Consider the following 21850-nt stretch of genomic DNA (forward strand, 5'->3'; position numbering starts at 1 on the left):
GTCAGCCCCGGGCCCGCTCCCGCTACCGCTCCGTCACCCGGATCCGCATCGGGCTCCTCACCTGCAGCGTGATGCCCTGGCCGAGCGCCACCCGCTGGTCCACCGCCTCCAGGTCGAAGTCCCGCAGCAGCACGCCGAGGGTCAGCACCGACTCCAGCATCGAGAAGTGCTGCCCGATGCACGCCCGCGGGCCGCCGCCGAAGGGGTACCAGGCGTAGCGGTGCCGGGCCTTCTCCTGCTCGGGCAGGAAGCGGTCGGGGTCGAAGCGCTCCGGGTCCGGCCAGTGGTCCGGGTTCCGGTGGGTGACCAGCGGCGCGACCACGAGCTGCGCCCCCGCCGGGATCACGTACCCGTCGATGACCGTCTCGGCGACCGCCCGCCGCCCGACCAGCGCCGCCGCCGGGTAGAGCCGCATCGCCTCCTTCATCACCCGGGTCAGGTACGGCAACGCGTCCAGATCCGCCGCGGTCGGCGCCCGCCCGGCCAGGACGGCCTCGGCCTCCTCCTGCACGAGCCGGCGCTGCTCCGGGTGCTTGGCGAGCAGGTGCAGCGCGAAGGCCAGCGAGGTGGCGGTGGTCTCGTGCCCGGCGAGCAGGAACACCAGGACCTGGTCCCGGAGTTCGGCCGGATCGAGCCGCTCGCCGTCCTCGCCGCGGGCCCGTCCGAGCAGCGTCAGCAGGTCGTTCGCGTCCTCGTCGCCGCCGCCGCGCGCGGCCCGCTCGGCGATGATCCGGTCGCAGATCTCGTAGAGCGCCCGCTGCGCCTCCAGGCCGCGCCGGTTGCCCGGGGTCGGCCAGGCGCGGGGCAGGCGCACCGGGGTGAAGCCGCGGTCCATGACGTACGCGCCGAGTGCCGGGAAGCTGCGGTTGACCACGTCCACCGCTTCCTCCACGTCGGCGCCGAAGAGGATCCGGGCGACGGCGCGCAGCGCGAACCGGGACATCTCCTCGGCCGCGTCGACGACTCCGCCCGGCGCGGCGCGCCACCGTCCGGCGAGTACCTGCACCTCCTCGGCGAGCGCGTCCGCGTAGCCGTCGACCCGGCAGCGGGTGAACAGCGGCTGGACCAGCCTGCGTTGGCGCTGGTAGACCTCGTCCTGGCTGGTGAGCAGGCCGTTGCCGACGCTGATCCGCGGCTCCTCGTAGAAGTTGTTCTCCTTGCGGAAGTTGCCCGCTTCGCTGCCCAGGACCTGGTGGACGCCCTCGGGCGAGAACACGCCGTAGAACTCGGTGCGCAGGCCGGGCGGGCCGACGGTGAAGCGCACCACGTCCCCGTAGTCGCGCCGGGCGGCGAGGTAGGTGCGCAGCGGGCGGCGGGTGAGGTCGAACAGCGACCCGGTCAGCGGGTGCCCGGCCGGCCCGGGCACCGTGCGGGCGGCGGTTCCGGATGGGGCCGGGGTCGGGGCCGGGGCTTCGGCTGCGATGGTCATCGGCACTCCTTCGACACGGACGGCACCTCAACCTTACTGACGAGTAGTCAACCCCGGAAGGCCTGAAAGGTCTGAACAGCCCGCCTCCGAGCCCGGCCGCCCCTCCTACTCGTACTCGGTGCCGCCCTTGCGGGTCAGGTAGGCGTCGGCGACCACCTTGGCGATCGCCCGTCCGCCGAGCAGCGGGCTCCAGCGCTCGGTCACCGGTCGGACCACGACGCCCTCGCGCAGGTGGAGTTCGCGTCCGGAGAAGGTCTCCCGGCCCTCGGCGAAGGCCAGCACGGTCTCCCGGTCGAACGGTCCGCGCCACAGCTCGGGCACCAGCGGCAGTTCGCCGTCCAGGAGTTCGGCGGCGGGCAGCCAGGTGAGCTGCCCGTCGATCAGGGCGGACACGTCGAAGGCCGCGTAGCCGGGCAGTTCGGTGCGCGCGGAGGCGCCGTACGTCAGGTCCTGCACGCCCTCGCCGAAGACCTCGCCGAAGATGCCGATCCGCTCGGCGCCCAGCCGTTCGGCCAGCCGCGCCGCCACCTCCGGTATGCGGTGCGCGCGCACCGCCCGCCAGTAGAGGTTGCGCTCGTCCTCGATCAGCGCGAGGCCCTGCGCGCCGATCCCCTTGGAGGACACCTGCACCTCGCCGGTGCCGGCGGTGTAGGTGAGCAGGCAGCAGCTGCCGTGCAGCTTCTCGGTGAGCACCACCGGCTCGCCCGGCTCGAAGACGTCGGGGTAGCGCTTGAGGTTCTCGATATCCACCCAGGGCAGCAGGTCCGGCGCGCCGACCACGTCGCCGCTCATCGACGTCGGCACCGGGGGCTGCCACTTGACGACGCCGAGCAGCTCGGCGAAGTCCTCGCCCCGCTCGGCGGCGGCCGCCAGGTCGGTCCCGGCGAGCGCGGCGGGCCGGCAGACGATGCCCTGCGACAGCTCGCCGCGCAGCCGTACCGCCTTGACCCGGTTCGCCTTCGAGCCGGCCAGCTTCCCGGTCAGGCCCAGTTCCGCGACCAGCTCGTCCGGGAGGACGGACTGCTCGGGGATGTAGACGGCGAAGTCGCCCGTCCGGTACGCGCCCTTGGCGATCACCGCCCGGTAGAGCCCGACCTGCGCGAGCTCCAGGGCATCGGCGTTCGGGTGCTCCAGGACGATCAGCTTCTCCGCGGTGACGCGCAGCGTGGACATGGACGGACTCCTCCCCTAGGGCCCGGCCGGGCGACGGCACCCGGCCATGCGTACGGACTGCGCCCACTCTGGCCGGTCGGGCGCCCGGGCGCGACGCAATTTCCCCGCGGCCGCCCGCTGCCACCTGCCGCCACCTGCCGCTACCCGCCGCCGCCCGCCGCCGCCCACATCACCGCCCCCTGCAGCGCCCGCCGCACGCACCGGCCGCGACCACGGCGCGCCTTGCGCCTTCCCACAGCCGGGCGGACGGCGTCGGCACCCCGGGGCTGTGCGAAGCGACAGGGGATTCTGCGCTCGCATCTGCGGCACTATGATCACCGAAATGGCCGCACCTGCGGCCCAGCCACCCTCGCGCCCCGTCCGGCGCGCACCCTGGAGGGGAAGCCCCGATGAGCACCCGCACGCACGCCCCCGCCCGCAGGCTCGCCGTCGCCGCCGTCGCGGCCCTCGCGCTCGGCCTCGGGGCCACCGCCTGCGGCAGCGACGGCGGCACGTCCGCCGGCTCCGGAGCCTCCGCGTCCGCCTCCGCCGGGGCCACCGGGCCCGGTACGGGCGCCGGCGTCCCGAAGGCCCACGGCACGATCACCGTCTTCGCCGCCGCCTCGCTCAAGGAGACCTTCACCGACCTGGGCAAGAAGTTCGAGGCGGCGAACCCCGGCACCAAGGTCACCTTCAACTTCGGCGGCAGCTCCAGCCTCGCCACCAGCATCAACTCCGGTGCCCCGGCGGACGTGTTCGCCGCCGCCAGCCCGGCCACCATGAAGACGGTCAGCGACGCGGGCGGGGCGAGCGGCCAGCCGGCGACCTTCGTCCGGAACACGCTCGCCATCGCCGTGCCCAAGGGCAACCCCAAGCACATCGCCGGCCTGAAGGACCTGACCGGCTCCGGAGTGAAGGTCGCGCTCTGCGCGAAGGAGGTGCCGTGCGGCGCGGCCGCGCTGACCGCGCTCAAGGCGGCCGGCGTCGACCTCACCCCGGTCACCCTGGAGCAGGACGTCAAGGGCGCGCTCACCAAGGTCGAGCTGGGCGAGGTCGACGCCTCGCTGGTGTACAAGACCGATGTACGGGCCGATGCTGCGAAGATCGACGGCGTGGACTTCCCCGAGGCCGCCAAGGCCGTCAACGACTACCCGATCGCCGCGCTCGCCAAGGCCCCGAACAAGGACGGCGCCGCCGCGTTCGTCGCGTACGTCCAGTCGCCCGAGGCCCAGCAGGTCCTGACCGCGGCCGGTTTCCAGGCCCCGTGAACGACCGCAGCGCCGACGCCGACCGGCCGACCGGCGATGACCGGCCGACCGGCCGCCGCCATGACCGGCCCGGCGGCCGGCTCGACGGCCGGAGCAGTGGTCGGGACGGCGTCGGCGCGGCCGGCCCAGCTCCGGCCCTGCCGCGCCGGGGCCGACGCCCGCGCCCGGGTCGTACCCCGGTGGCGCTGGCGCTCCCGGCCCTGCTCGGCCTCGCGTTCCTGATCCTGCCGCTGGTCGGCCTGCTCGTCCGGGCGCCGTGGAGCGGCCTGTCCGAGCAGCTGACCAGCACCGCCGTCTGGGACGCCCTGCGCCTGTCGCTGATCAGCGCGACCGCCGCCACGGCGGTGTCACTGGTCCTCGGCGTCCCGCTGGCCTGGCTGCTCGCCCGCACCGAACTGCCGGGCCGGCGGGTGGTCCGGGCGCTGGTGACGCTGCCGCTGGTGCTGCCGCCGGTGGTCGGCGGTGTGGCGCTGCTGCTGGTGCTCGGGCGGCGCGGCATCGTCGGCTCCTGGCTCGACTCGGCGTTCGGCATCACGCTGCCGTTCACCACCGCCGGCGTGGTGATCGCCGAGGCGTTCGTGGCGATGCCGTTCCTGGTGATCAGCGTCGAGGGGGCGCTGCGGGCCGCCGACCCCCGCTTCGAGGAGGCGGCCGCCACCCTGGGCGCCTCCCGGCTGACCGCCTTCCGCCGGGTCACCCTGCCGATGATCGCCCCGGGGATCGCCGCCGGGGCCGTCCTGGCGTGGGCCCGGGCGCTCGGCGAGTTCGGCGCGACGATCACCTTCGCAGGCAACTTCCCGGGCCGCACCCAGACCATGCCGCTGGCGGTCTACCTGGCGATGGAGTCCGATCCGCAGGCCGCGATCGCCCTGTCGCTGGTGCTGCTGGTGGTCTCCGTCGCCGTCCTGGCCGGCCTGCGCGACCGCTGGCTGTCCACCCCGTGAGGCCGAACCCATGACACCGAACCGCGCCACGCCGCCGGGCCCGGGGGCGTCGCACCCCAGTCCGTCTCACCCGACCCCGCAGCGCCCCGGCACGCCGACCGCCCTGGACGCCCACCTGCGGGTGGACCGCCCCTCCTTCACCCTCGACCTCGGGCTCGCCGCCGCCCCCGGCGAGGTGGTCGCCCTGCTCGGCCCGAACGGCGCGGGCAAGTCCACCGCCCTGCGCGCCCTCGCCGGACTGCTCCCGCTGACCGGCGGCCACCTGCGGCTGGACGGCCGGCTGCTGGAGGACCCGGCGCGGCGCCTGCACACCCCCGCCGAGGAACGCCCGGTCGGCGTGGTGTTCCAGGACTACCTGCTGTTCCCGCACCTCAGCGCGCTCGACAACGTCGCCTTCGGCCCGCGCTGCCAGGGCCGCCCCAAGCGCGCCGCCCGCGCCGAGGCGGCGGACTGGCTGGAGCGGATGGGCCTGGCCGAGCACGCCTCGGCCCGTCCCGGCCGGCTCTCCGGCGGCCAGGCGCAGCGGGTGGCGCTCGCCCGGGCGCTCGCAGTCCGGCCCCGGCTGCTGCTGCTGGACGAGCCGCTGGCCGCGCTCGACGCCCGCACCCGGCTCGACGTTCGGGCCCAACTTCGGCGCCACCTGGCCGAGTTCGAAGCGATGGCGGTGCTGGTGACGCACGATCCGCTGGACGCCATGGTGCTGGCCGACCGGCTGGTGGTGATCGAGGACGGGCGTGAGGTGCAGTCCGGGCCGCCGGCGGAGATCGCCCGGCGGCCGCGCACCGATTACATCGCCCGCCTGGTCGGGCTCAACCTGTACCAGGGCGTGGCCGAGGGCACGCACGTCACGCTCCCGGACGGCACGGTGCTCGCCACCGCCGAGGAGCTGTCCGGCTCGGCCTTCGTCGCCTTCCCGCCGTCCGCGGTGACGCTGTACGGGCAGCGACCGCAGACCAGCGCCCGAAACCTGTGGCTGGCCGAGGTGACCGGCCTGGACCTGCACGGCGACCAGGTGCGCGCCGAACTCACCGGCGAGCTGCCGATGGCCGCCGACCTCACCCCGGCCGCCGTCGCGGAGCTGGGCCTGGCACCCGGCGCCGAGGTCTGGGCCTCCGTCAAGGCCACCCAGACCCACGCCTACCCGGCCTAGGCCGACCCGCGGGGCTGCCGCCGACGGCGAACAGATTTCAGCGAACAGATAACAGCTTTCAACATCTGTTATCTGTTCGCTGAAATCTGTTACTCGTCACCTGCCACCTGCCACCTGTCAGTCGTTCGATTCCGCTCACCGCAGCAGCGCGGGGTGCTCCGCGATCACCGTGCAGCTGCCCGGGGCGATCTCGGTGAAGCCCGCGTCCTGCACCACCGGCAGGCCGCTGCGGACCAGGTCCGCCCAGCGCTCCGGCGTGGCCGTCCGGACGGCGAGCGCGAAACCGGCCTCGGCCCACTCCTTGCGCTGCGCCTCGTCCAGCCGCCACCAGGCGATCTGGGCGGCGTGCCCGGTCTGCGCCATCGTCTTGCCCGCGCTCATGTCCAGCTCCGGGTTGAGCCACAGCACCGGCAGCCCCGGTTCGGGCGCACCGACCTCGGCGGTCTCTTCCAGGTCCGTCCCGGAGACCTGCAGCTTGGCGAGCTCCTTCGGCCAGCCGTCCAGCGGGACCGGCGGGAACACCCGCACCTCCGCCTCCCGCCCGTGCACCGTGATGCCCGGCAACTCCTCGGCCCGGCGCCACTCGCCGCCCCGGGCACGGCGGACGACCTTGCGGATCCGCGCGTCCTCCCAGGCGGCGACCCGCTCCGCCCACTCGCCGTCCGCCCCGGCGACCCTCGGGTCGGCCAGGAAGGTCAGCACCGCGCGGGCCGAGGTCTCCAGCGCGTCCGTCCGTCCCGGCGGCGTGGCCCGCTCCAGCCGGACGACCAGCGGCAGCACGTACTGCGGCCGCGCGTCGCGGTCCTCGGGGGCGGCCGGCTCGGCGGGGGCGGAAGCGGATTCAGCGGCGGGGGCGTCGAACGGAGAAGTCACCCGTCCAGCATGCCAGCCCGCCGGCGCCCGCCCCGCCCCGCCCCGTCCCGCCTGCCCCGCCGCACGGGCCGGTCAGCGCAGCCGCTGCCGCAGCTCGTCCACGGCCGTGCGGATGCCGGCGCTGTAGACGTCCTCCGGCAGCGCGTCCAGGCTGCGCACCGCGCGCTCCAACTGCTCGCGCGCGAGGTCCGGTTCGCCGAGCTTGAGGTGGTCGGAGGCCAGGTTGAGGTGCAGCGACGGGTAGAAGGCGCGCACCTGCAGGGCGGACTCGTAGGTCTGCGCGCGTTCGGCGGTCAGCGAGTCGGCGGCGGCCAGCGCCCGCCGGTCCCACTCCAGTTCCGCCCTCGGGTCGTCCTGTAGGTCCGCCAGATAGTGCGCGAGCACGCACCGGTGGAAGACGTCGCGCTCGCCGAGCGCCTCCCAGAGCGCCTCGAAGAGGGCCCGCGCCTGCGCCGACCGGCCGCGCTGCGCCGCCCGCACGCCGTCCAGCCCGAGGCCGATCCGGTCCAGCGCCGAGCCGTCGCCGCCCGGCTCGACGGCACCCGAATCGGAACGGCCCGAGGACCGGGGACCATCGGACCCGGACCCGGACCCGGCGGACCCACCGGACCCACCGGACCCGGCGCCGTCCGGCAGCGGATCACCGGGAGCAGATACTTCGGGCACATCGGACATGCCCGCAGCCTAACCGCCGCCCCCGACGCCCGCTCAGCGCCGGTAGCCGCGCTGCGGGTCCCGCTCCTCCGCGTCCTCGTACATCAGGAACCAGCCCTCCGGGTGCGTGGCCGCGAGCAGCAGTTCGGTGCGCTGCTCGGTGCCGAGCTCCGCGTCGCCGTCGTCGGGCCCGTAGACGCCGAACAGCTCGTCGTGGCAGCCGTCCCAGTCGTAGTCGTACAGGTCGGCCGGCAGGTCGCCCATCATGTCGGCGACCGATTCGGGCTGCGCGCCGAGCAGCGCCCGGGCGTCCACCAGGGCCATCCGCAGCGCGACGTCCTCGGCCAGGCAGCGCGGCAGCGGCCACTCGCCGAGCGCGAGGTCGTCGGCCAGGTCGTCGAAGGCTCGGGCCATCGCGCGGCGCCAACCCCGGTGCAGCCGCCAGGTGCGCTGGGGCAACCGGGCGAAGACCGTCCAGTCGACGTCCTCGCCCTCGGCGACCGGCTCGTCGCCGTGCTCCTCCAGGTCGTCGTAGGCGGCGTCGGCGAGGCCGAGCAGCTGGGCGTGCACGAGGCAGGCGGTGCGCGGGGTGAGGGTCCAGTCGGAGCCGGCGCCGCCGTCCTCGTCCTCGCTCTCCAGCGGGAAGAGGTCGGCGAAGTCCGGTGTGAAGTCCTCGGTGACGCTGATCTCCAGCGTGCCGCCGATCGCCTCGACCCCGGGGATGGCCGCCACCAGGCGGTCCGGGTGCAGCAGCGCGCCGAGCGCCGCGTTGGCGTCCTCGGTGACCTCGCGCAGCAGTTCGCGGCGCTGGCCGACCGGGTCGATGCCTTCGAAGTCCAGTTCCTCGACGGCCCGGATCGCGGCCGCGCGCAGCGCCGGCCAGTCGGTGATCCGCAGGCCCAGCACCACCGTCGCCTCGATCTCCTGCGCACCGGAGTCGCCCGGGCCGCCGGAGCCGCCCGAGTGTTCCGCCGCGCCCGGCCCCTGCGGATGATCGCTTCGCTCGCCCATGGGGCTACGGTACGGCTTTTCGCCCGTCCGATCACCGGTCCGGACCAGCTTACGGATGCCTTCTCGGTCACGGCCCGGCCACGCCTCTCTCACTCGGACGCACGACACCGGCAGGATGGGGCGCATGGCAGACATCAACGAGTACGGCGGCGGGCAGGTCCCGAACGCGGACGTCCTGGTCGTGACCACCAACGACATCCCCGGATTCCGGGTCGACCACGTGATCGGCGAGGTGTTCGGCCTGACCGTGCGCAGCCGTCACATCGGCAGCCAGATCGGCGCGGGCCTGAAGTCGCTGATCGGCGGCGAGCTGCGCGGTCTGACGAAGACGCTGGTCGAGAGCCGCAACGAGGCGATGCAGCGGCTGATCGAGCAGACGAAGGCGCGCGGCGGCAACGCTGTCCTGATGATGCGCTTCGACGTGACGGAGGCGGCGGACGTGGGGACCGAGGTCTGCGCCTACGGCACGGCCGCGGTGATCTCCCGGTCCGCCTGAGCGGATCCGTCCGACCGGCCCGGCGGGAACACCCGCCGGGCCGGCGCCGTTTCCCCGACGTGACTGTTTACGGCTCAACTACTTACGGTGCGTCGGCCACCCACACAGCGGCGGCGAACGCCGCGGCACCGGCCGCCGACGCGACACCGGACCTCGCCGCGGCCGTGGACCTCGCCGCGACCCCGGATCTCGTCGCGGCCGTGGACCTCGTCGCGGCCGTGGACGTCCTCGTGGTGGGCGCCGGCCAGGCGGGCCTGTCGGCCGCCTACCACCTGCGCCGCCGCGGCTTCGCCCCGTACGCGGCCGACCCCGACCGTGCCCCCGGCGGCTTCGTCGTCCTGGACGCCGACGCCGCACCCGGCGGGGCCTGGGCGCACCGCTCGCCGTCGCTGCGGATGGCCACCGTGCACGGCTTCCACGACCTGCCGGACGCCGTCCTGCCCGCGCCCGACCCCGAGGCCCCCGCGCGCGAGGTGGTGCCGGGGTACTTCGCGGCGTACGAGGCCCGGCACGCGCTCCCGGTCGTGCGCCCGGTCACGGTCCGCGCCGTACGGGCCGAGTCCGAGCGGCCGGACTCCCGGCTGCTGGTCGAGACCGACCGCGGCACCTGGGCGACCCGCGCGCTGATCAACGCCACCGGCACCTGGACCCGTCCGTTCCTTCCCTCCTACCCCGGCCGGTTCGCGGGCCGGCAGCTGCACTACGCCGAGTACCGCGGCCCGGAGGAGTTCGCCGGCCGGCGCGTCCTGGTGGTGGGCGGGGGTGCGTCCGCGATCCAGGTGCTGTCGGAGGTGGCGGCGGTCGGCGAGACGGTCTGGGCCACCCGTTCCGAACCGGTCTACCACGAAGGGCCGTTCACACCGGAGTACGGGCGTGCGGTGGTCGCGAAGGTCGAGGAGCGGGTCCGGCTGGGGCTGCCGGCGCGCAGCGTGGTGAGCGTGACCGGGCTCGGCCCGTCCGTCGCCTACCGGCGGGCCGAGGCGCTGGGCGCGCTGCACCGGCGGCCGATGTTCGACCGGCTCACCGAGCACGGCGCGGTCTGGGGCGAGGAGGAGACGGCGGTGGACGCGATCATCTGGGCGACCGGTTTCCGGCCCGAGGTCGGTCACCTGGCCCCGCTCGGGCTGCGCTCCCCGCACGGGGGCATCGCGCTGACCGGCACCCGGGCCACCGCGGACCCGCGCGTCCACCTGGTCGGCTACGGCCCGTCCGCCAGCACCATCGGTGCCAACCGGGCCGGGCGCGCGGCCGTCAACGACCTGGTCGCGCTGCTCGGCGACCCGACGACGTCGCCGGCCCCGGTCGCGGTGTGACGATCGCACCCCGGCCTGGTCCGAACCGGGGCGGGTCCGGGCCGGGCCAGGCCGGGGCGTCCGCGGCTCAGCGGTCGTAGTCGACGGTCACCCGGTCGGTGAGCGGGCGGGCCTGGCAGGTGAGGACGTAGCCGGCCGCCAGCTCCTTCTCCTCCAGCGCGAAGTTGCGGCGCATCTCGACCTCGCCCTCGGTGACCAGGGCGCGGCAGGTGCCGCAGACCCCGCCCTTGCAGGCGAACGGCAGGTCGGGGCGGGAGCGCTGGGCGCCGTCCAGGATCGAGCGGTCGCGTGGGAGGGCGAGGGTGCTGCCGCGGCCGTCGAGCACGACGGTGACCTCGCTGCGCTCGCCGGGCGAACCGTCCGCGGCGCCGTCCGTGCCGTCCCAGTCCTCGTCGCGTTCGGCGAGCGGCTCGTCCTCGGCGTGGAACAGCTCCTGGTGGACGCGCTCGCCCGGTACGGCGAGGTCGGCGAGCAGGTCCTTCGCCCCGGCGACCATGCCGAGCGGCCCGCACAGCCACCAGTGCCCCACGCCCTCGACGTCGACCAGCGCCGCCAGCAGCGCGCGGACCCGCTCCGGGTCGAGGCGGCCGCTGAGCAGTTCGGCGTCCCGGGTCTCCCGGGAGAGGACGTGCACCAGCTGGAACCGGCCGAGGTAGCGGTCCTTCAGGTCGGCCAGCTCGTCGGCGAACATCACGGTGTCGCTGCGCCGGTTGCCGTAGAGCAGGGTGACGGTCGAGCGGCGGTCGGCGGCCAGCACCGAGCCGGCGATCGACAGCATCGGGGTGATGCCGGAGCCGGCGGCGAGCAGCACGTGGTCGGCGGGGACCCCGAGGTCGGGGGTGAACAGGCCGGTCGGCGTCAGCACCTCGACCTCCTCGCCGGGCCGGGCCTCGTGCACCAGCCAGCGCGAGAACAGCCCGCCGGGCACCTCGCGGACGGCGATCCGCAGCGGACCGTCCACGGGGGCGCAGATCGAGTAGGAGCGGCGCTCGTCGACGCCGTCCACCACCTTGCGCAGGGTCAGGGTCTGCCCGGGCCGGAAGGCGTAGGCCTGCGCCAGGGCGTCCGGAACCGCGAAGGTCACCGCCACGGCGTCCTCGCAGAGCCGTTCCACCCGCTCGATCCGCAGCCGGTGGAAGACGGGCCGGCGGGCGGCGGGAGGGGAGACGGCGGCGTCGGCGGCGCTCCCGGGGCGTTCCGGGCTCTCGCGGCGTTCCGAGTTCTCGGGGCTCTCGGCGCTCTCGGTGGCGGAGGCGGCGGGCATTCAGATCTCCTTGACGCGTTCGAAGGGCTCCCGGCAGGCACGGCAGCGCCAGAGCGCCTTGCAAGCGGTGGAGCCGAACCGGGACAGCTCCTCGGTGTCGGCGGCGCCGCACTGCGGGCAGAGCACGGCGGACGCGGCGCCGGCCCCCGTGCGGGTGGGACCGAGGGCGAGCGGGACCGGCCCGGCCGCCGTGGCGGCCGCGGACGCCGCGGCGGCGCCCGGGCGCGGCGGGGCGATGCCCGCCTCGGCGAGCTTGCGGCGGCCCTCGGCGGTGATCAGGTCGGTGGACCACGGCGGGTCCAGGCGCAGCCGCACCCGGACGTCCCGGTAGCCGGCGGCGCGCAGCCGGCGGTCCACGTCGGCGGCCATCTCGGCGACGGCCGGGCAGCCGGAGTAGGTCGGGGTCAGCCACGCGGTGACCGCGCCGCCAGCGCCCTCGTCGTCGCCGCCGCCGTCGACCTCGACGCCGGCCAGGACGCCCAGGTCGGCCAGGGTGAGCATGGGCAGCTCCGGGTCCGGGACGGCCGCGGCGACCTCCCAGGCCCGGGCCCGCCGCGCCGGCGCGGCGGTCACCACGTCGCCCCCGGGTGGGCGCGGGCCACCACCTGAAGCTCGGCGAGCAGCGGGCCGAGCGCCTCGGTGTGCACGCCGTGCCGGCCCGCCCGGCCCAGCACGGTGGCCAGCGGCGGCCCGTCCGGCACCGTCAGGCCGGCCTCGGCGAGGACGGCGCCGAGCGAGCGCAGCACCGATTCGCGCAGCCCGGCCGGGTCGACGCCCGCCCGCAGCTCCACCGGGTGCGCGGTGAACAGCTCCTCCAGCAGCGGCCAGACCGCGTCCAGGCCGGCCTGCATCCGCTGCGCCGAGTACGGGGTGCCGTCGCCGAGCCGCAGCGTCCAGGCGGTGGCGTACTCGCGGTGGTAGGCCAGTTCCTTGACGCCCCGGGCCGCGACCGCGGCCAGCACCGGGTCGGCGTGGGCGGCCAGCGCCTCGTACAGGGCCTCGCGGGCGGTGGCGAACAGCAGCAGCCGGGCGATCGCGTGCGCGAAGTCGCCGTTCGGGATCTCCACCAGCCGGACGTTGCGGAACTCGTGGTCCTCCCGCCAGTACGCCAGGTCGTCCTCGGTGCGGCCGGTGCCGTCCGCCTGGCCGGCCCGGGTGAGCAGCAGGCGGGCCTGGCCGAGCAGGTCCAGGCCGAGGTTCGCGAGCGCGACCTCCTCCTCCAGCTCGGGCGCCCGGGTGCACCACTCGATCAGCCGCTGGGCGAGGATCAGGGCGTCGTCGCCGAGCATCAGGCAGTAGGCGGCCAGGTCGGCGCCGTCCAGGCCGGCGGGCAGGGCGGTGTCCACGCCGAGCAGCGGGTCGGCGAAGCCCGTCCCGTACGCCCAGCGGCCCTCGCCCTCGGGGCCGGCGTCGGCCTCGGCGAGGCTGAGGTAGACGTGGTCGTCCTCGCTGGTGGAGGCGGTGCGGTCCTGCATGGCGGTTCCCCCGTCAGATGTGCGGGACATCCTCGGGGATGTCGTAGAAGGTCGGGTGGCGGTAGACCTTGTCACCGCTGGGCTCGAAGAACGGGTCGCGCTCGTCCGGGGTGGAGGCGGTGATCGCGTCCGAGCGGACCACCCAGAGGCTGACGCCCTCGTTGCGGCGGGTGTAGAGGTCGCGGGCGGCGAGCAGGGCCATCCGGTCGTCGGCGGCGTGCAGCGAGCCGACGTGGACGTGGTTCAGGCCGCGCCGGGGGCGCACGAACACCTCGTACAGGGGCCAGCCGGCCTTGGACCCGGCCATGGACTCGGCCTTGGATCCGGCCTTGGACTCGGTCACTTTCCGTTCTCCTCTTCGGTGTGCGGCTGCTCGGCCGCGCGCTTGGCCGCGTAGGCGACGGCGGCCTCGCGGACCCAGGCGCCGTCCTCGTGGGCGGCCCGGCGGCGCTCGACCCGCTGGGTGTTGCAGGGGCCCTGGCCCTGGATGACCCTGGTCAGCTCGGACCAGTCCGGCTCGCCGAAGTCCCAGCCGCCGCGCTCCTCGTTCCAGCGCAACTCGGGGTCGGGGAGGGTGACGCCCAGGTGCTCGGCCTGCGGGACGGTCATGTCGACGAATCGCTGCCGGAGCTCGTCGTTGGTGTGGCGCTTGATCCGCCAGGCCATCGAGCGGGCGGTGTTCGGCGAGTCGGCGTCCGAGGGGCCGAACATCATCAGCGACGGCCACCACCAGCGGTCCACCGCGTCCTGGACCATCCGGCGCTGCGCCTCGGTGCCGCGCATCAGGGTCATCAGCAGCTCGTAGCCCTGGCGCTGGTGGAAGGACTCCTCCTTGCACACCCGGACCATCGCGCGGGCGTACGGGCCGTAGCTGCAGCGGCAGAGCGGGACCTGGTTGCAGATCGCGGCGCCGTCCACCAGCCAGCCGATCACGCCGACGTCGGCGAAGGTCAGGGTCGGGTAGTTGAAGATCGAGGAGTACTTCTGGCGGCCGCTGATCAGCTTCTCGGTCAGCTCGGCGCGGTCGACGCCGAGGGTCTCGGCGGCGGCGTAGAGGTAGAGGCCGTGGCCGGCCTCGTCCTGGGCCTTGGCGAGCAGGATCGCCTTGCGGCGCAGCGAGGGCGCGCGGGTGAGCCAGTTGCCCTCGGGCTGCATGCCGATGATCTCGGAGTGGGCGTGCTGGGCGATCTGGCGGACCAGCGTCGCCCGGTAAGCGTCGGGCATCCAATCCCGGGGCTCGATCCGCTGTTCGGCGGCGATCACCGCCTCGAACCGGTCCTCCGCCGTCCGGTCGGGGACCGCCTCGGCCACCTCTGCTGTCACCACGGTCCCCTCTCGTGCCCCGTCGCGCCTCCTCGGGCGCCGACCGACTGACCGTTCGGTCGGTACCATTGTGCGCGGCGGGGCGGGGGGATGGCAAGGACAGGCATGGGAGGAGGGTGGGAGGGGTGCGGGGCGACGCGGGAGGACTGACAGATGACAGCTGACAGATGTTGAAATCTGTCAGCTGTCATCTGTTATCTGTTCGCTGCTATCTGTTCGCCGTCATCCTCCTGCTGCCATCCGTTCGCCACCGACCCCGGCCGCCCTCACCCCTCGGCGCGGTCCCGCAGGCGCGGCAGGGGCACCGCCAGCAGGGCCGAGAGCAGCGCGATCCGGGGCGCGAGCTGGTCGAGGCGGATGTGCTCCTGCCGGGCGTGGGCGCCGGCGCCCACCGCGCCGAACCCGTCCAGGGTGGGCAGTCCGCGCGAGCCGGGGAGATTGGTGTCCCCCGCCCCGCCCGCCGGGCCGCCGTCCAGCTGCTGCCCGAGCACCGCGGCGAGCGAACGGACGTGCCGCAGCAGCGGGTTGCCGGTCCGCTCGGGCCAGGCCGGGCGACTGGAGAGCACCTCGGTGCGGACCCGGGCGCCCGGGCGCAGCGCGGTGAGCCGGGCGAGGTGGTCGAGCGTGCGGCGCTGCGCCTCGGCGGTGGCGAACCGCAGGCCGAGTTCGGCCTCGGCGCGCCCCGCGATGACGTTGGCCCGCGAACCGCCGCTGATCCGACCGGCGTTGAGCTCGGTGCCGGGCTGCCCGGCGAGCCCTCGGACGGCGACCAACTGGTCGACCAGCTCGTCCACCGCCGAGACCCCTTCGCGGGCGTCGTTGCCCGCGTGCGCCTCGCGCCCGGTCACGGTCAGCCGCACCCGGGTGCTGCCCCGCCGGGCGGTCTTCAGCCGGCCGTCCGGGTGCGGCGGTTCGAGCCCCAGCACGGCTGCTGCGCCACGCAGTTGGCGTTCGACGAGGCGCCGCCCGTCCGGGCTGCCGACTTCCTCGTCGGAGACGACGACCAGCCGGACGGTGCGGTGCGGCCGCTGCCCGAGGTCGGCGAGCAGCGCGAACGCGCCTTCCAGGACGGCGAGTCCGCCCTTCATGTCGACGACGCCGGGGCCGGTGAGCACACCGTCCCGCTCGGCGACCGGCCACTCGGCCAGGGTGCCGACCGGCCAGACGGTGTCGTGGTGGCCGACGATCAGCAGGTGGGGCAGGGATTCGTCCTGACCCTCCCACTCCAGGACGAGGTGGTCGCCGGCCGGCCCGGGTTCGCGGCGGGCCGTGGCGCCGGTCGCCCGGAATCCGGAGGCCAACTCCTCGGCCAGCGCGTCGAGTCGGGGCGCGTCGCCGCTGGGGGACTCGATCCGGGCCAGGTCGGCGCAGCGGCGCCGGACGGCGCCGGAGAGGGTACGGGCCCGGGCGCTCAGCGCCTGCGGAAGCCCGGGCAGGGCCTTGGTGACGGTGGCCGCGGCGGCCGAAGGCGCGGGCGCGGTCGTCGTGGTGGTGGCGGCGACGTGGGCGGCGGCGGTCTGAGCGGCGGCCGGCTCCGTACGGTCGGGTTCGGTGGCGGTGTCCGGTGCGACGGCCGGCGACCCGACGATCTGGGGACTCAACGCTCGCCTCCGCGGCCGCCGCCGGTATTCAGCGGCCGGGCCGGCCGACCGCTCCCGCCCGAACTCCAGGCCCGGCGGGGCCCCGCCGGGCGGCCGGAATGGGGTGCGGCCCCACGGAACGGCCCGTCTGGCCCAAGTGCGGTGGAACGGCTGGGCGGCGTGCTTGGCATTACGTCCTCCTCGCTCGATCCGGTGGCCCCGGTCCGCCCGGAGCCCCGTGGACGACGGCCTCCCGGCGGCGGGCAATGGCAGGACCGCCGCAGGGAAGCCGAGATGTGAGCCTAGAAGAACCGTTCGGTTTCCTGCGAGGTGGCCCTGTTCCCAGCGCGCCGGTGTCGGGCCCCGGCCGAGGGCGCCCGTCAGCGGAAACGGCGACGGACGAACGGCGCGCGAACCCGACCCGACGCGCGGGCGCGGTCGCCGGATCGCGCCCATCTCCACCATGGACCCGCCGCCCGGGTTCGGCAGCGCAAACCGCCAAGGCGCGGGATTTCCACGCCGGATGGGTGACAGCGGATCAGCCCGCGGTACGAACCGGGGGCGCGCGTCCGCGTCCGGCGGGCTCGGGTCGTCCCCTGCTCAGGCTCCGTCCCCGGCCAGCCCCGCGTCGCGCGCCAGGAGCGCGGCCTGGACCCGGTTGCCGACGCCGAGCGCGGTCAGGATGCGGCTGACGTGCGCCTTGACGGTGCTCTCGCGCATCCCGAGGACGCCCGCGATCTCGGCGTTGGAGAGCCCGTCCGCGAGTTCGCGCAGCACGTCCGTCTCGCGCGGGGTGAGACCGGCCACCCGTCCCCGCGCGGCGACCGACCGGGGCGCGCCCGCGCGGTGGTAGCGGTCGATCAGGCGCCGCGCGGCCGCCGGGTGCAGCATGCCCTGCCCGGCCGCGACCACGTGGACGGCCCGGGCGATCTCGGCCGGCGGGGTGTCCTTGAGCAGGAAGCCGTCCGCGCCGGCGGCGAGCGCCTGGTACACGTACTCGTCGAGATCGAAGGTGGTGAGCGCGATCACCCGTGGGGCGTCCCGGAGTTCGCGCAGGCGCCGGGTGGCGGCGATGCCGTCGAGCCGGGGCATCCGGATGTCCATCAGCGCGACGTCGACCCGCGTGCCGCGGGCCAGCTCGACGGCCTGCAGCCCGTCCGCGGCCTCGGCGACCACGGTCAGCGCCGGGTCCTGGGCGAGCAGGTCGACGAGGCCGAGCCGGACCAGCGCGTCGTCGTCGACCACCATCGTGCGGATCATGCGGTGCCCTTCGGGTGCGGATCGGCCGGCGCCGGTGCGCTGCCTCCGGTGTCTCCGGTGTCTCCGGTGGCGGGGGCGGTCACGGTGCCGACTGCCGTGCTCGGCGCGGGTTCGGGTTCGGGTTCGGGGACGGGTTCGGGGACGGGGACGGGGACGGGGACGGGCCGCGGCGGCCGGGAGGGGGCGGGAAGCCGGGCGGAGAGCCGGAAGCCGCCGCTGCCGTCCGGGCCCGCGTCGAGGTGGCCGCCGAGCGCGCTGACCCGTTCCGTGAGCCCGACCAACCCGTATCCGCCGCCACCGCCCCGCCGGTACGGCCCGTCCGGCCGGACCTGGCCGCGGGTGTTGCGGACCTCGACGGTGGTGGCCGGTGCGCCGTACGCGACCCGAACGTCGACGGGCGCCGCGTACGCGTGCTTGCGGGCGTTGGTCAGCGCCTCCTGGACCAGGCGGTGCACGGCCAGTCGATGGGTGGTCGGGACGCTCTCCGGGTCGCCGGAGAGGGCCAGTTCGACCTGCTGGCCGGCCTGGACGGCCTCGCCGACGAGTTCGGTGAGATCGCGCAGGGCGGGTGCCGGGACGTGCGGGGTGCGCACCGGGCCGGCCGGACCTCCTCCGCCTCCGTCGCCCTCTCCCTCCCGGTCGGACGGCTGCCGGACGGACCCGTCGTACCCGTCGCGCGGGCCACCGGACGGGCCGTACGGACCGGACGGACCGGCGTACAGACCGGGCGGGCCGACCGGAGTCTCCGGGTCCACGGCGTCCACCGGGTCGGCCCGCAGGGCGCCCAGAACGTCGCGCAGGTCGTCCAACGAGCGGGCGGCGGTACTGCGCAGCAGTTCGAGGCGGTGACCGAGCCGGTCCGGGTCGGCGGCGACGGTGCCGGCCCGGGCCTGGTCGCGCAGCACCCCGGCGTGCAGCACCAGCAGGCTGAGCCGGTGGGCGAGCACGTCGTGCATCTCCCGTGCGATCCTGGCTCGTTCGGCGGCACGCGCCTGCTCGGCGCGCAGCTCGCGCTCACGGCGCAGCGCGTCGACCTGCTCGTGCAGGGTGCGGATCAGCACCCGCCGGCCGTTGAGCCACAGGCCGACCGACAATGTGGCGGCCTGGACGAGGAGTTCGGAGGCCGTGGTGCCCGCCCAGCCGACCAGCGAGTCGGCCCGGGTGGCGCTGAGCAACGCGATGATCGCGCCGCCCGCGACCGCCGGGCCGAACCGGCCCAGGTAGGCGAGGTGGTAGACGCTCAGCAGGCCCGGGACGGCGCGGTTCAGCAGGCCGCCGGTGAGCACCGGCAGGACGGCCGAGGCCAGTGGGTGGCGGCGGGCGAGGAGCAGCGAGAGCGCGGCCAGCGCGGCGGCGACCGCGGCGGGCAGCCGCAAGGGGCCGTCGATGCGCAGGCATTGGGTGACGGCCTCTTCGACGCTCAGGGCGAGGATGCCGAGCAGCAGCAGCGTGTCGGTCCGGGGGTTGCGGTCCGGGCCGTACCAGCCGAGCGGGCCTGCGCGCACGGGGCCGACTCCTTCCGCTTCCGCCGTCCTGTTCGGCGTCCGACCCGGCCGGTACCCGTTCCTCCGACACGTGCCCGCCCACCGGTCCGGCTCTCCGTCCGGCTCGATGCTAGGGCGGGCGGCGGCGCGGCACAGCCGTCTTCCGGACAGCCGTGCCCTCGACTTTGGTCGGGGGTGGGCGTCGCTCACCGGCCGATTCGCGGCGATCGCGCGCTTCCTAGCGTCGACGGTATGACGAACGACCAGCTCCGCCCCGGCCCCGACTCCCCGCCACCACCGCACACTTCACCGCCCGTGCCGCCGCCCGCGTCGCCGCCCGTGCCCCCGGCGGGCAGGGACCACCTGCTGTTCCTCGCCGAGGCGCTGCGGGCCTTCCACGACACCGGGGCCCTGGCCCCGAGCGGGCCGGAGCTGGTGAACGCGCTGGTGGTGCCGGTCACCAGCCGGCCGAACCGGCCGCTCTCGGTGCTGGAGGTGGGTGCGGGGACGGGCGCGGTGACCCGCCGGCTGGTCGAGGTGCTGCGCCCCGGGGACCGCCTGCACGTCGTGGAGGCGAACCCCCGGTTCGCCGAACGGCTCCGGGAGGACCCGGTGCTGGCCGCGCGCCGCCCGGGGGTGGACGTGCGGCTGTCCGCCTGCCGGGTGGAGGAGCTGCCGCCGGACGAGCATGACGGGCATGACGGGCAGGGCAGGAAGGGCGGGCAGGGCGGGAAGGACACCGGGGGCGAGCGCGGCGAGCGGTACGACGTGATCGTCTCGGGCCTGCCGTTCACCAACTTCGAGCCGGCGCAGGTGCGGACGATCCTCGACCTCTACCTGCGGCTGCTGGTGCCGGGCGGCGAGCTGACGTACTTCGGCTACCTCGGCACGACGGCGGTGCGCACCCTCACCTCGGGGCCGCGCCGGGGCGCCCGCCACCGGGCCGTGGTGCGGCTGCTGCGGCGCTTCGAGGCCGTATACGGACTGGGCGCGCGCACGGCGTGGCGGAACCTGCCGCCCGCCCGCGCCCACCTGCTGCGGGCGCCCGGCGGGCGGGAGGTCTGGTGGCCGGACGTCGCGCGGCCGTCCGCCGAGGCCCAGGCCTCGCCGATCGGCTGACAAGCGTCAAGTAACAAGTAACAAAAAACAGATGACAGCGAACAGATTTTGAAATCTGTTCGCTGCCGTGCCATAGTGAGACCCGGGTCACCTGCCCTTCGCCGACCGGCGTCGTTCCCAACCCTGGAGCTCGCATGTCCTCGAACGTCCGCACCGCACAGCGCACCCTCGGCACCTCCGGCCTCTCCACCTCCGCTCTCGGCCTCGGCTGCATGGGCATGTCCGACCTGTACGGCCCGGCCGACGAGGCCGAGAGCATCGCGACCATCCACGCGGCCCTGGACGCCGGGGTCACGCTGCTCGACACCGGCGACTTCTACGGCATGGGCCACAACGAGCTCCTGATCCAGGAGGCGCTGCGCGGCCGCGACCGCGCGAGCGTGCAGATAAGCGTGAAGTACGGCGCCCTGCGCGGCCCGGACAACTCGGTGCTCGGCCTCGACACGAGCCCGGCCGCCACCAAGTCCGCGCTCGCCTACACCCTGCGCCGCCTGGGCACGGACTACGTCGACGTCTACCGCCCGGCGCGGCTGGACCCGAAGGTCCCGATCGAGGAGACCGTCGGCGCCATCGCCGACCTGGTGAAGGCCGGGTACGTCCGCCACATCGGCCTGTCCGAGGTCGGCGCCGACACCCTGCGCCGCGCCGCCGCCGTGCACCCGATCTGCGACCTGCAGATCGAGTACTCGCTGCTCTCCCGTTCGATCGAGTCCGCCGTCCTGCCCACCGCCCGCGAGCTCGGCATCGGGATCACCGCGTACGGGGTGCTCTCCCGCGGCCTGCTCAGCGGGCACTGGGAGCAGGGCCGCACACTGGCCGCCACCGACTTCCGCGGCCACAGCCCGCGCTTCCAGGGCGAGAACCTGGCCCACAACCTCGCGCTCGTCGAGGCGCTGCGCGCGGTCGCCTCCGCGAAGGGGGCGAGCGTCGCCCAGGTCGCCATCGCCTGGGTCGGCTCGCGCGGGCAGGACATCGTCCCGCTGGTCGGCGCCCGCCGCCGCGACCGGCTGACCGAGGCCCTCGGCGCCCTGGACGTCGACCTGACCGAGGCGGACCTCGCCGCGATCGAGGCCGCCGTCCCGGCCGGCTCCGCGGCGGGCGAGCGCTACGCCGCCGCCCAGATGGCCCACCTGGACAGCGAGCGCTGACGTCCGGACCACCGCGACCCCCGGCCCCGGCCGGACCCCGAGCACCACCCGGCAGTACCCGGCAGTACCCGGCACCACCCCTTCACCAGCACCACCCAAGGACGGCCATCGTGACCTCGGACACCCCGCTCACCGCCGAGCAGATCCTGATCGCGGCGGAGGACGCCTTCCGGCGGTTCGGCCCTGCCAAGGCCACCGTCGTGGACGTCGCCCGCAGCCTCGGGGTCAGCCACAGCAGCGTCTACCGCCACTTCCCGAGCAAGACCGCGCTGCGCGAGGCGGTCAACCAGCGCTGGCTCGACCAGGCGAACCAGAAGCTGAAGACGATCTCCACCGACGACGGCCTCGGCACCGCCTCCGAGCGGCTGCACAGCTGGCTGACGACGCTCTTCGACACCAAGCGCAAGAAGGCGCTCGACGACCCCGAGCTCTTCGCCACCTACCAGGTGCTCACGGACGAGAACAGCGGCCTCGTCGAGGAGCACATCGAGACCCTGATCGGCCAGATCGCCGAGATCATCCACTCCGGCGTGGACGCGAAGGAGTTCAAGCTCACCCACATCCAGAACACCGCCCGCGCGGTCTTCGACGCCACCGCCCCCTTCCACGACCCGGCCTACGCGGCCACCTGGTCCGACCCGAAGGCGGACGACCGCTTCGACGCCGTCTGGAAGCTCGTCATCGGCGGCCTGCAGGCAGCCAGGTGACGGACCGCCGCTGACGGCACGGGCCGCCGGACGGGCGATCCGGCGGGCCACCCGACGGCCACCAGCGGGGGGGGGGGGGGGGGGGGGGGGGGGGGGGGGGGGGGGGGGGGCCCCCGCCCCCCCCCCCGCGGGCGGGCGCGCCCGCAAAAAAAAAAGATTGGGTGGGGGGGAGCCGGGGGCGCCCGGGGCGGGGGCCGGCA

Annotated in this window: 21 protein-coding genes; 8 read left to right on the top strand and 13 right to left on the bottom strand. The window is 75.1% G+C overall.

Features of this window, described 5'->3' with window-relative positions:
• Nucleotides 1–22 precede the first annotated feature (22 nt).
• Both ACPC54_RS06090 and ACPC54_RS06095 read right to left on the bottom strand, forming a co-directional pair.
• A complete protein-coding gene (locus tag ACPC54_RS06090; RefSeq protein WP_498961705.1) occupies nt 23–1429 on the bottom strand; it encodes a cytochrome P450 in 1407 nt (468 codons plus the stop codon).
• Between the two features lie 105 nt (nt 1430–1534).
• Nucleotides 1535–2602 (bottom strand): RNA ligase (ATP), encoded by a 1068-nt coding sequence (locus tag ACPC54_RS06095; RefSeq protein ID WP_498961707.1) that lies wholly within the window; start codon nt 2600–2602, stop codon nt 1535–1537.
• Between the two features lie 389 nt (nt 2603–2991).
• Between ACPC54_RS06095 and modA the strand changes: the two genes are divergently transcribed.
• The 3 genes from modA to ACPC54_RS06110 all read left to right on the top strand — a co-directional run bounded on the left by modA (nt 2992) and on the right by ACPC54_RS06110 (nt 5943).
• Nucleotides 2992–3849, top strand: coding sequence for a molybdate ABC transporter substrate-binding protein (modA, locus tag ACPC54_RS06100; RefSeq protein WP_498961709.1), 858 nt, complete (start codon nt 2992–2994; stop codon nt 3847–3849).
• 137 nt (nt 3850–3986) lie between these two features.
• Nucleotides 3987–4793: an ABC transporter permease gene (locus tag ACPC54_RS06105; protein WP_498962425.1), complete on the top strand. Its 807-nt coding sequence runs from the start codon at nt 3987–3989 to the stop codon at nt 4791–4793.
• A 10-nt stretch (nt 4794–4803) separates the two neighbouring features.
• Nucleotides 4804–5943 carry an ABC transporter ATP-binding protein gene (locus tag ACPC54_RS06110; RefSeq protein ID WP_498961711.1) on the top strand — a complete coding sequence of 380 codons (1140 nt, stop codon included), beginning with the start codon at nt 4804–4806 and terminating at the stop codon, nt 5941–5943.
• Nucleotides 5944–6078: 135 nt separating this feature from the next.
• Here the strand turns inward: ACPC54_RS06110 and ACPC54_RS06115 are convergent, their stop codons facing one another.
• The 3 genes from ACPC54_RS06115 to ACPC54_RS06125 form a co-directional block, all read right to left on the bottom strand.
• Nucleotides 6079–6816 carry a peptidyl-tRNA hydrolase gene (locus ACPC54_RS06115; RefSeq protein WP_498961713.1) on the bottom strand — a complete coding sequence of 246 codons (738 nt, stop codon included), beginning with the start codon at nt 6814–6816 and terminating at the stop codon, nt 6079–6081.
• A gap of 72 nt (nt 6817–6888) precedes the next feature.
• Entirely contained in the window at nt 6889–7491 is a 603-nt protein-coding gene (locus tag ACPC54_RS06120) for a hypothetical protein (protein ID WP_498961715.1), read from the bottom strand.
• A 33-nt stretch (nt 7492–7524) separates the two neighbouring features.
• Nucleotides 7525–8481 (bottom strand): hypothetical protein, encoded by a 957-nt coding sequence (locus ACPC54_RS06125; RefSeq protein WP_498961717.1) that lies wholly within the window; start codon nt 8479–8481, stop codon nt 7525–7527.
• 124 nt (nt 8482–8605) lie between these two features.
• Between ACPC54_RS06125 and ACPC54_RS06130 the strand changes: the two genes are divergently transcribed.
• Nucleotides 8606–8977, top strand: coding sequence for a YbjQ family protein (locus tag ACPC54_RS06130; RefSeq protein WP_045693147.1), 372 nt, complete (start codon nt 8606–8608; stop codon nt 8975–8977).
• A 200-nt stretch (nt 8978–9177) separates the two neighbouring features.
• Nucleotides 9178–10290, top strand: a complete 1113-nt coding sequence (locus ACPC54_RS06135) for an NAD(P)-binding domain-containing protein (RefSeq protein WP_498962427.1) — start codon at nt 9178–9180, stop codon at nt 10288–10290.
• 67 nt (nt 10291–10357) lie between these two features.
• Here ACPC54_RS06135 and paaE read toward each other — a convergent pair whose 3' ends face one another.
• From paaE to ACPC54_RS06175, 8 genes are all read right to left on the bottom strand, one after another.
• Nucleotides 10358–11554, bottom strand: a complete 1197-nt coding sequence (gene paaE / locus ACPC54_RS06140) for a 1,2-phenylacetyl-CoA epoxidase subunit PaaE (protein ID WP_498961720.1) — start codon at nt 11552–11554, stop codon at nt 10358–10360.
• Nucleotides 11555–12130: a 1,2-phenylacetyl-CoA epoxidase subunit PaaD gene (gene paaD, locus ACPC54_RS06145; protein WP_498961722.1), complete on the bottom strand. Its 576-nt coding sequence runs from the start codon at nt 12128–12130 to the stop codon at nt 11555–11557. It lies immediately after the preceding gene.
• The gene (gene paaC, locus ACPC54_RS06150) at nt 12124–13029 is read right to left on the bottom strand and encodes a 1,2-phenylacetyl-CoA epoxidase subunit PaaC (RefSeq protein ID WP_498961724.1); all 906 of its coding nucleotides are present in this window, start codon (nt 13027–13029) and stop codon (nt 12124–12126) included. The genes paaD and paaC overlap by 7 nt, the downstream gene beginning before the upstream one ends.
• Before the next feature lie 13 nt (nt 13030–13042).
• Nucleotides 13043–13336, bottom strand: coding sequence for a 1,2-phenylacetyl-CoA epoxidase subunit PaaB (gene paaB / locus ACPC54_RS06155; protein WP_498962429.1), 294 nt, complete (start codon nt 13334–13336; stop codon nt 13043–13045).
• Nucleotides 13337–13368: 32 nt separating this feature from the next.
• Complete coding sequence (gene paaA / locus ACPC54_RS06160; RefSeq protein WP_498961726.1) at nt 13369–14421, bottom strand: 1,2-phenylacetyl-CoA epoxidase subunit PaaA; 1053 nt, start codon at nt 14419–14421, stop codon at nt 13369–13371.
• 197 nt (nt 14422–14618) lie between these two features.
• Entirely contained in the window at nt 14619–15953 is a 1335-nt protein-coding gene (locus tag ACPC54_RS06165) for a M20 family metallopeptidase (RefSeq protein WP_498961728.1), read from the bottom strand.
• A 579-nt stretch (nt 15954–16532) separates the two neighbouring features.
• The gene (locus tag ACPC54_RS06170; protein WP_498961730.1) at nt 16533–17192 is read right to left on the bottom strand and encodes a response regulator; all 660 of its coding nucleotides are present in this window, start codon (nt 17190–17192) and stop codon (nt 16533–16535) included.
• Nucleotides 17189–18697, bottom strand: a complete 1509-nt coding sequence (locus tag ACPC54_RS06175) for a sensor histidine kinase (RefSeq protein ID WP_498961732.1) — start codon at nt 18695–18697, stop codon at nt 17189–17191. Before ACPC54_RS06175 ends, ACPC54_RS06170 begins: the two co-directional genes overlap by 4 nt.
• Nucleotides 18698–18928: 231 nt before the next feature.
• Between ACPC54_RS06175 and ACPC54_RS06180 the strand changes: the two genes are divergently transcribed.
• The 3 genes from ACPC54_RS06180 (at nt 18929) to ACPC54_RS06190 (ending at nt 21650) form a co-directional block, all read left to right on the top strand.
• Nucleotides 18929–19795, top strand: coding sequence for a class I SAM-dependent methyltransferase (locus tag ACPC54_RS06180; RefSeq protein ID WP_498961734.1), 867 nt, complete (start codon nt 18929–18931; stop codon nt 19793–19795).
• Between the two features lie 134 nt (nt 19796–19929).
• Nucleotides 19930–20943 (top strand): aldo/keto reductase, encoded by a 1014-nt coding sequence (locus ACPC54_RS06185; protein ID WP_498961736.1) that lies wholly within the window; start codon nt 19930–19932, stop codon nt 20941–20943.
• A gap of 110 nt (nt 20944–21053) precedes the next feature.
• Nucleotides 21054–21650 carry a TetR/AcrR family transcriptional regulator gene (locus ACPC54_RS06190; RefSeq protein WP_498961738.1) on the top strand — a complete coding sequence of 199 codons (597 nt, stop codon included), beginning with the start codon at nt 21054–21056 and terminating at the stop codon, nt 21648–21650.
• The last annotated feature ends 200 nt before the right edge of the window (nt 21651–21850 follow it).

It is taken from the genome of Kitasatospora sp. NPDC094028 (assembly GCF_049543595.1).
Taxonomy (GTDB): Bacteria; Actinomycetota; Actinomycetes; order Streptomycetales; family Streptomycetaceae; genus Kitasatospora.

Bases quoted from the DNA above. Each gene is read 5' to 3' on its own strand.
- ACPC54_RS06170 (WP_498961730.1), bottom strand. From the start codon at position 17,192: ATGATCCGCACGATGGTGGTCGACGACGACGCGCTGGTCCGGCTCGGC.
- paaC (WP_498961724.1), bottom strand. From the start codon at position 13,029: ATGCAGGACCGCACCGCCTCCACCAGCGAGGACGACCACGTCTACCTC.
- paaA (WP_498961726.1), bottom strand. From the start codon at position 14,421: ATGGTACCGACCGAACGGTCAGTCGGTCGGCGCCCGAGGAGGCGCGAC.
- ACPC54_RS06110 (WP_498961711.1), top strand. From the start codon at position 4,804: ATGACACCGAACCGCGCCACGCCGCCGGGCCCGGGGGCGTCGCACCCC.
- ACPC54_RS06185 (WP_498961736.1), top strand. From the start codon at position 19,930: ATGTCCTCGAACGTCCGCACCGCACAGCGCACCCTCGGCACCTCCGGC.
- modA (WP_498961709.1), top strand. From the start codon at position 2,992: ATGAGCACCCGCACGCACGCCCCCGCCCGCAGGCTCGCCGTCGCCGCC.
- ACPC54_RS06120 (WP_498961715.1), bottom strand. From the start codon at position 7,491: ATGTCCGATGTGCCCGAAGTATCTGCTCCCGGTGATCCGCTGCCGGAC.
- ACPC54_RS06095 (WP_498961707.1), bottom strand. From the start codon at position 2,602: ATGTCCACGCTGCGCGTCACCGCGGAGAAGCTGATCGTCCTGGAGCAC.
- ACPC54_RS06180 (WP_498961734.1), top strand. From the start codon at position 18,929: ATGACGAACGACCAGCTCCGCCCCGGCCCCGACTCCCCGCCACCACCG.
- ACPC54_RS06090 (WP_498961705.1), bottom strand. From the start codon at position 1,429: ATGACCATCGCAGCCGAAGCCCCGGCCCCGACCCCGGCCCCATCCGGA.
- paaE (WP_498961720.1), bottom strand. From the start codon at position 11,554: ATGCCCGCCGCCTCCGCCACCGAGAGCGCCGAGAGCCCCGAGAACTCG.
- paaB (WP_498962429.1), bottom strand. From the start codon at position 13,336: ATGGCCGGGTCCAAGGCCGGCTGGCCCCTGTACGAGGTGTTCGTGCGC.
- ACPC54_RS06125 (WP_498961717.1), bottom strand. From the start codon at position 8,481: ATGGGCGAGCGAAGCGATCATCCGCAGGGGCCGGGCGCGGCGGAACAC.
- ACPC54_RS06130 (WP_045693147.1), top strand. From the start codon at position 8,606: ATGGCAGACATCAACGAGTACGGCGGCGGGCAGGTCCCGAACGCGGAC.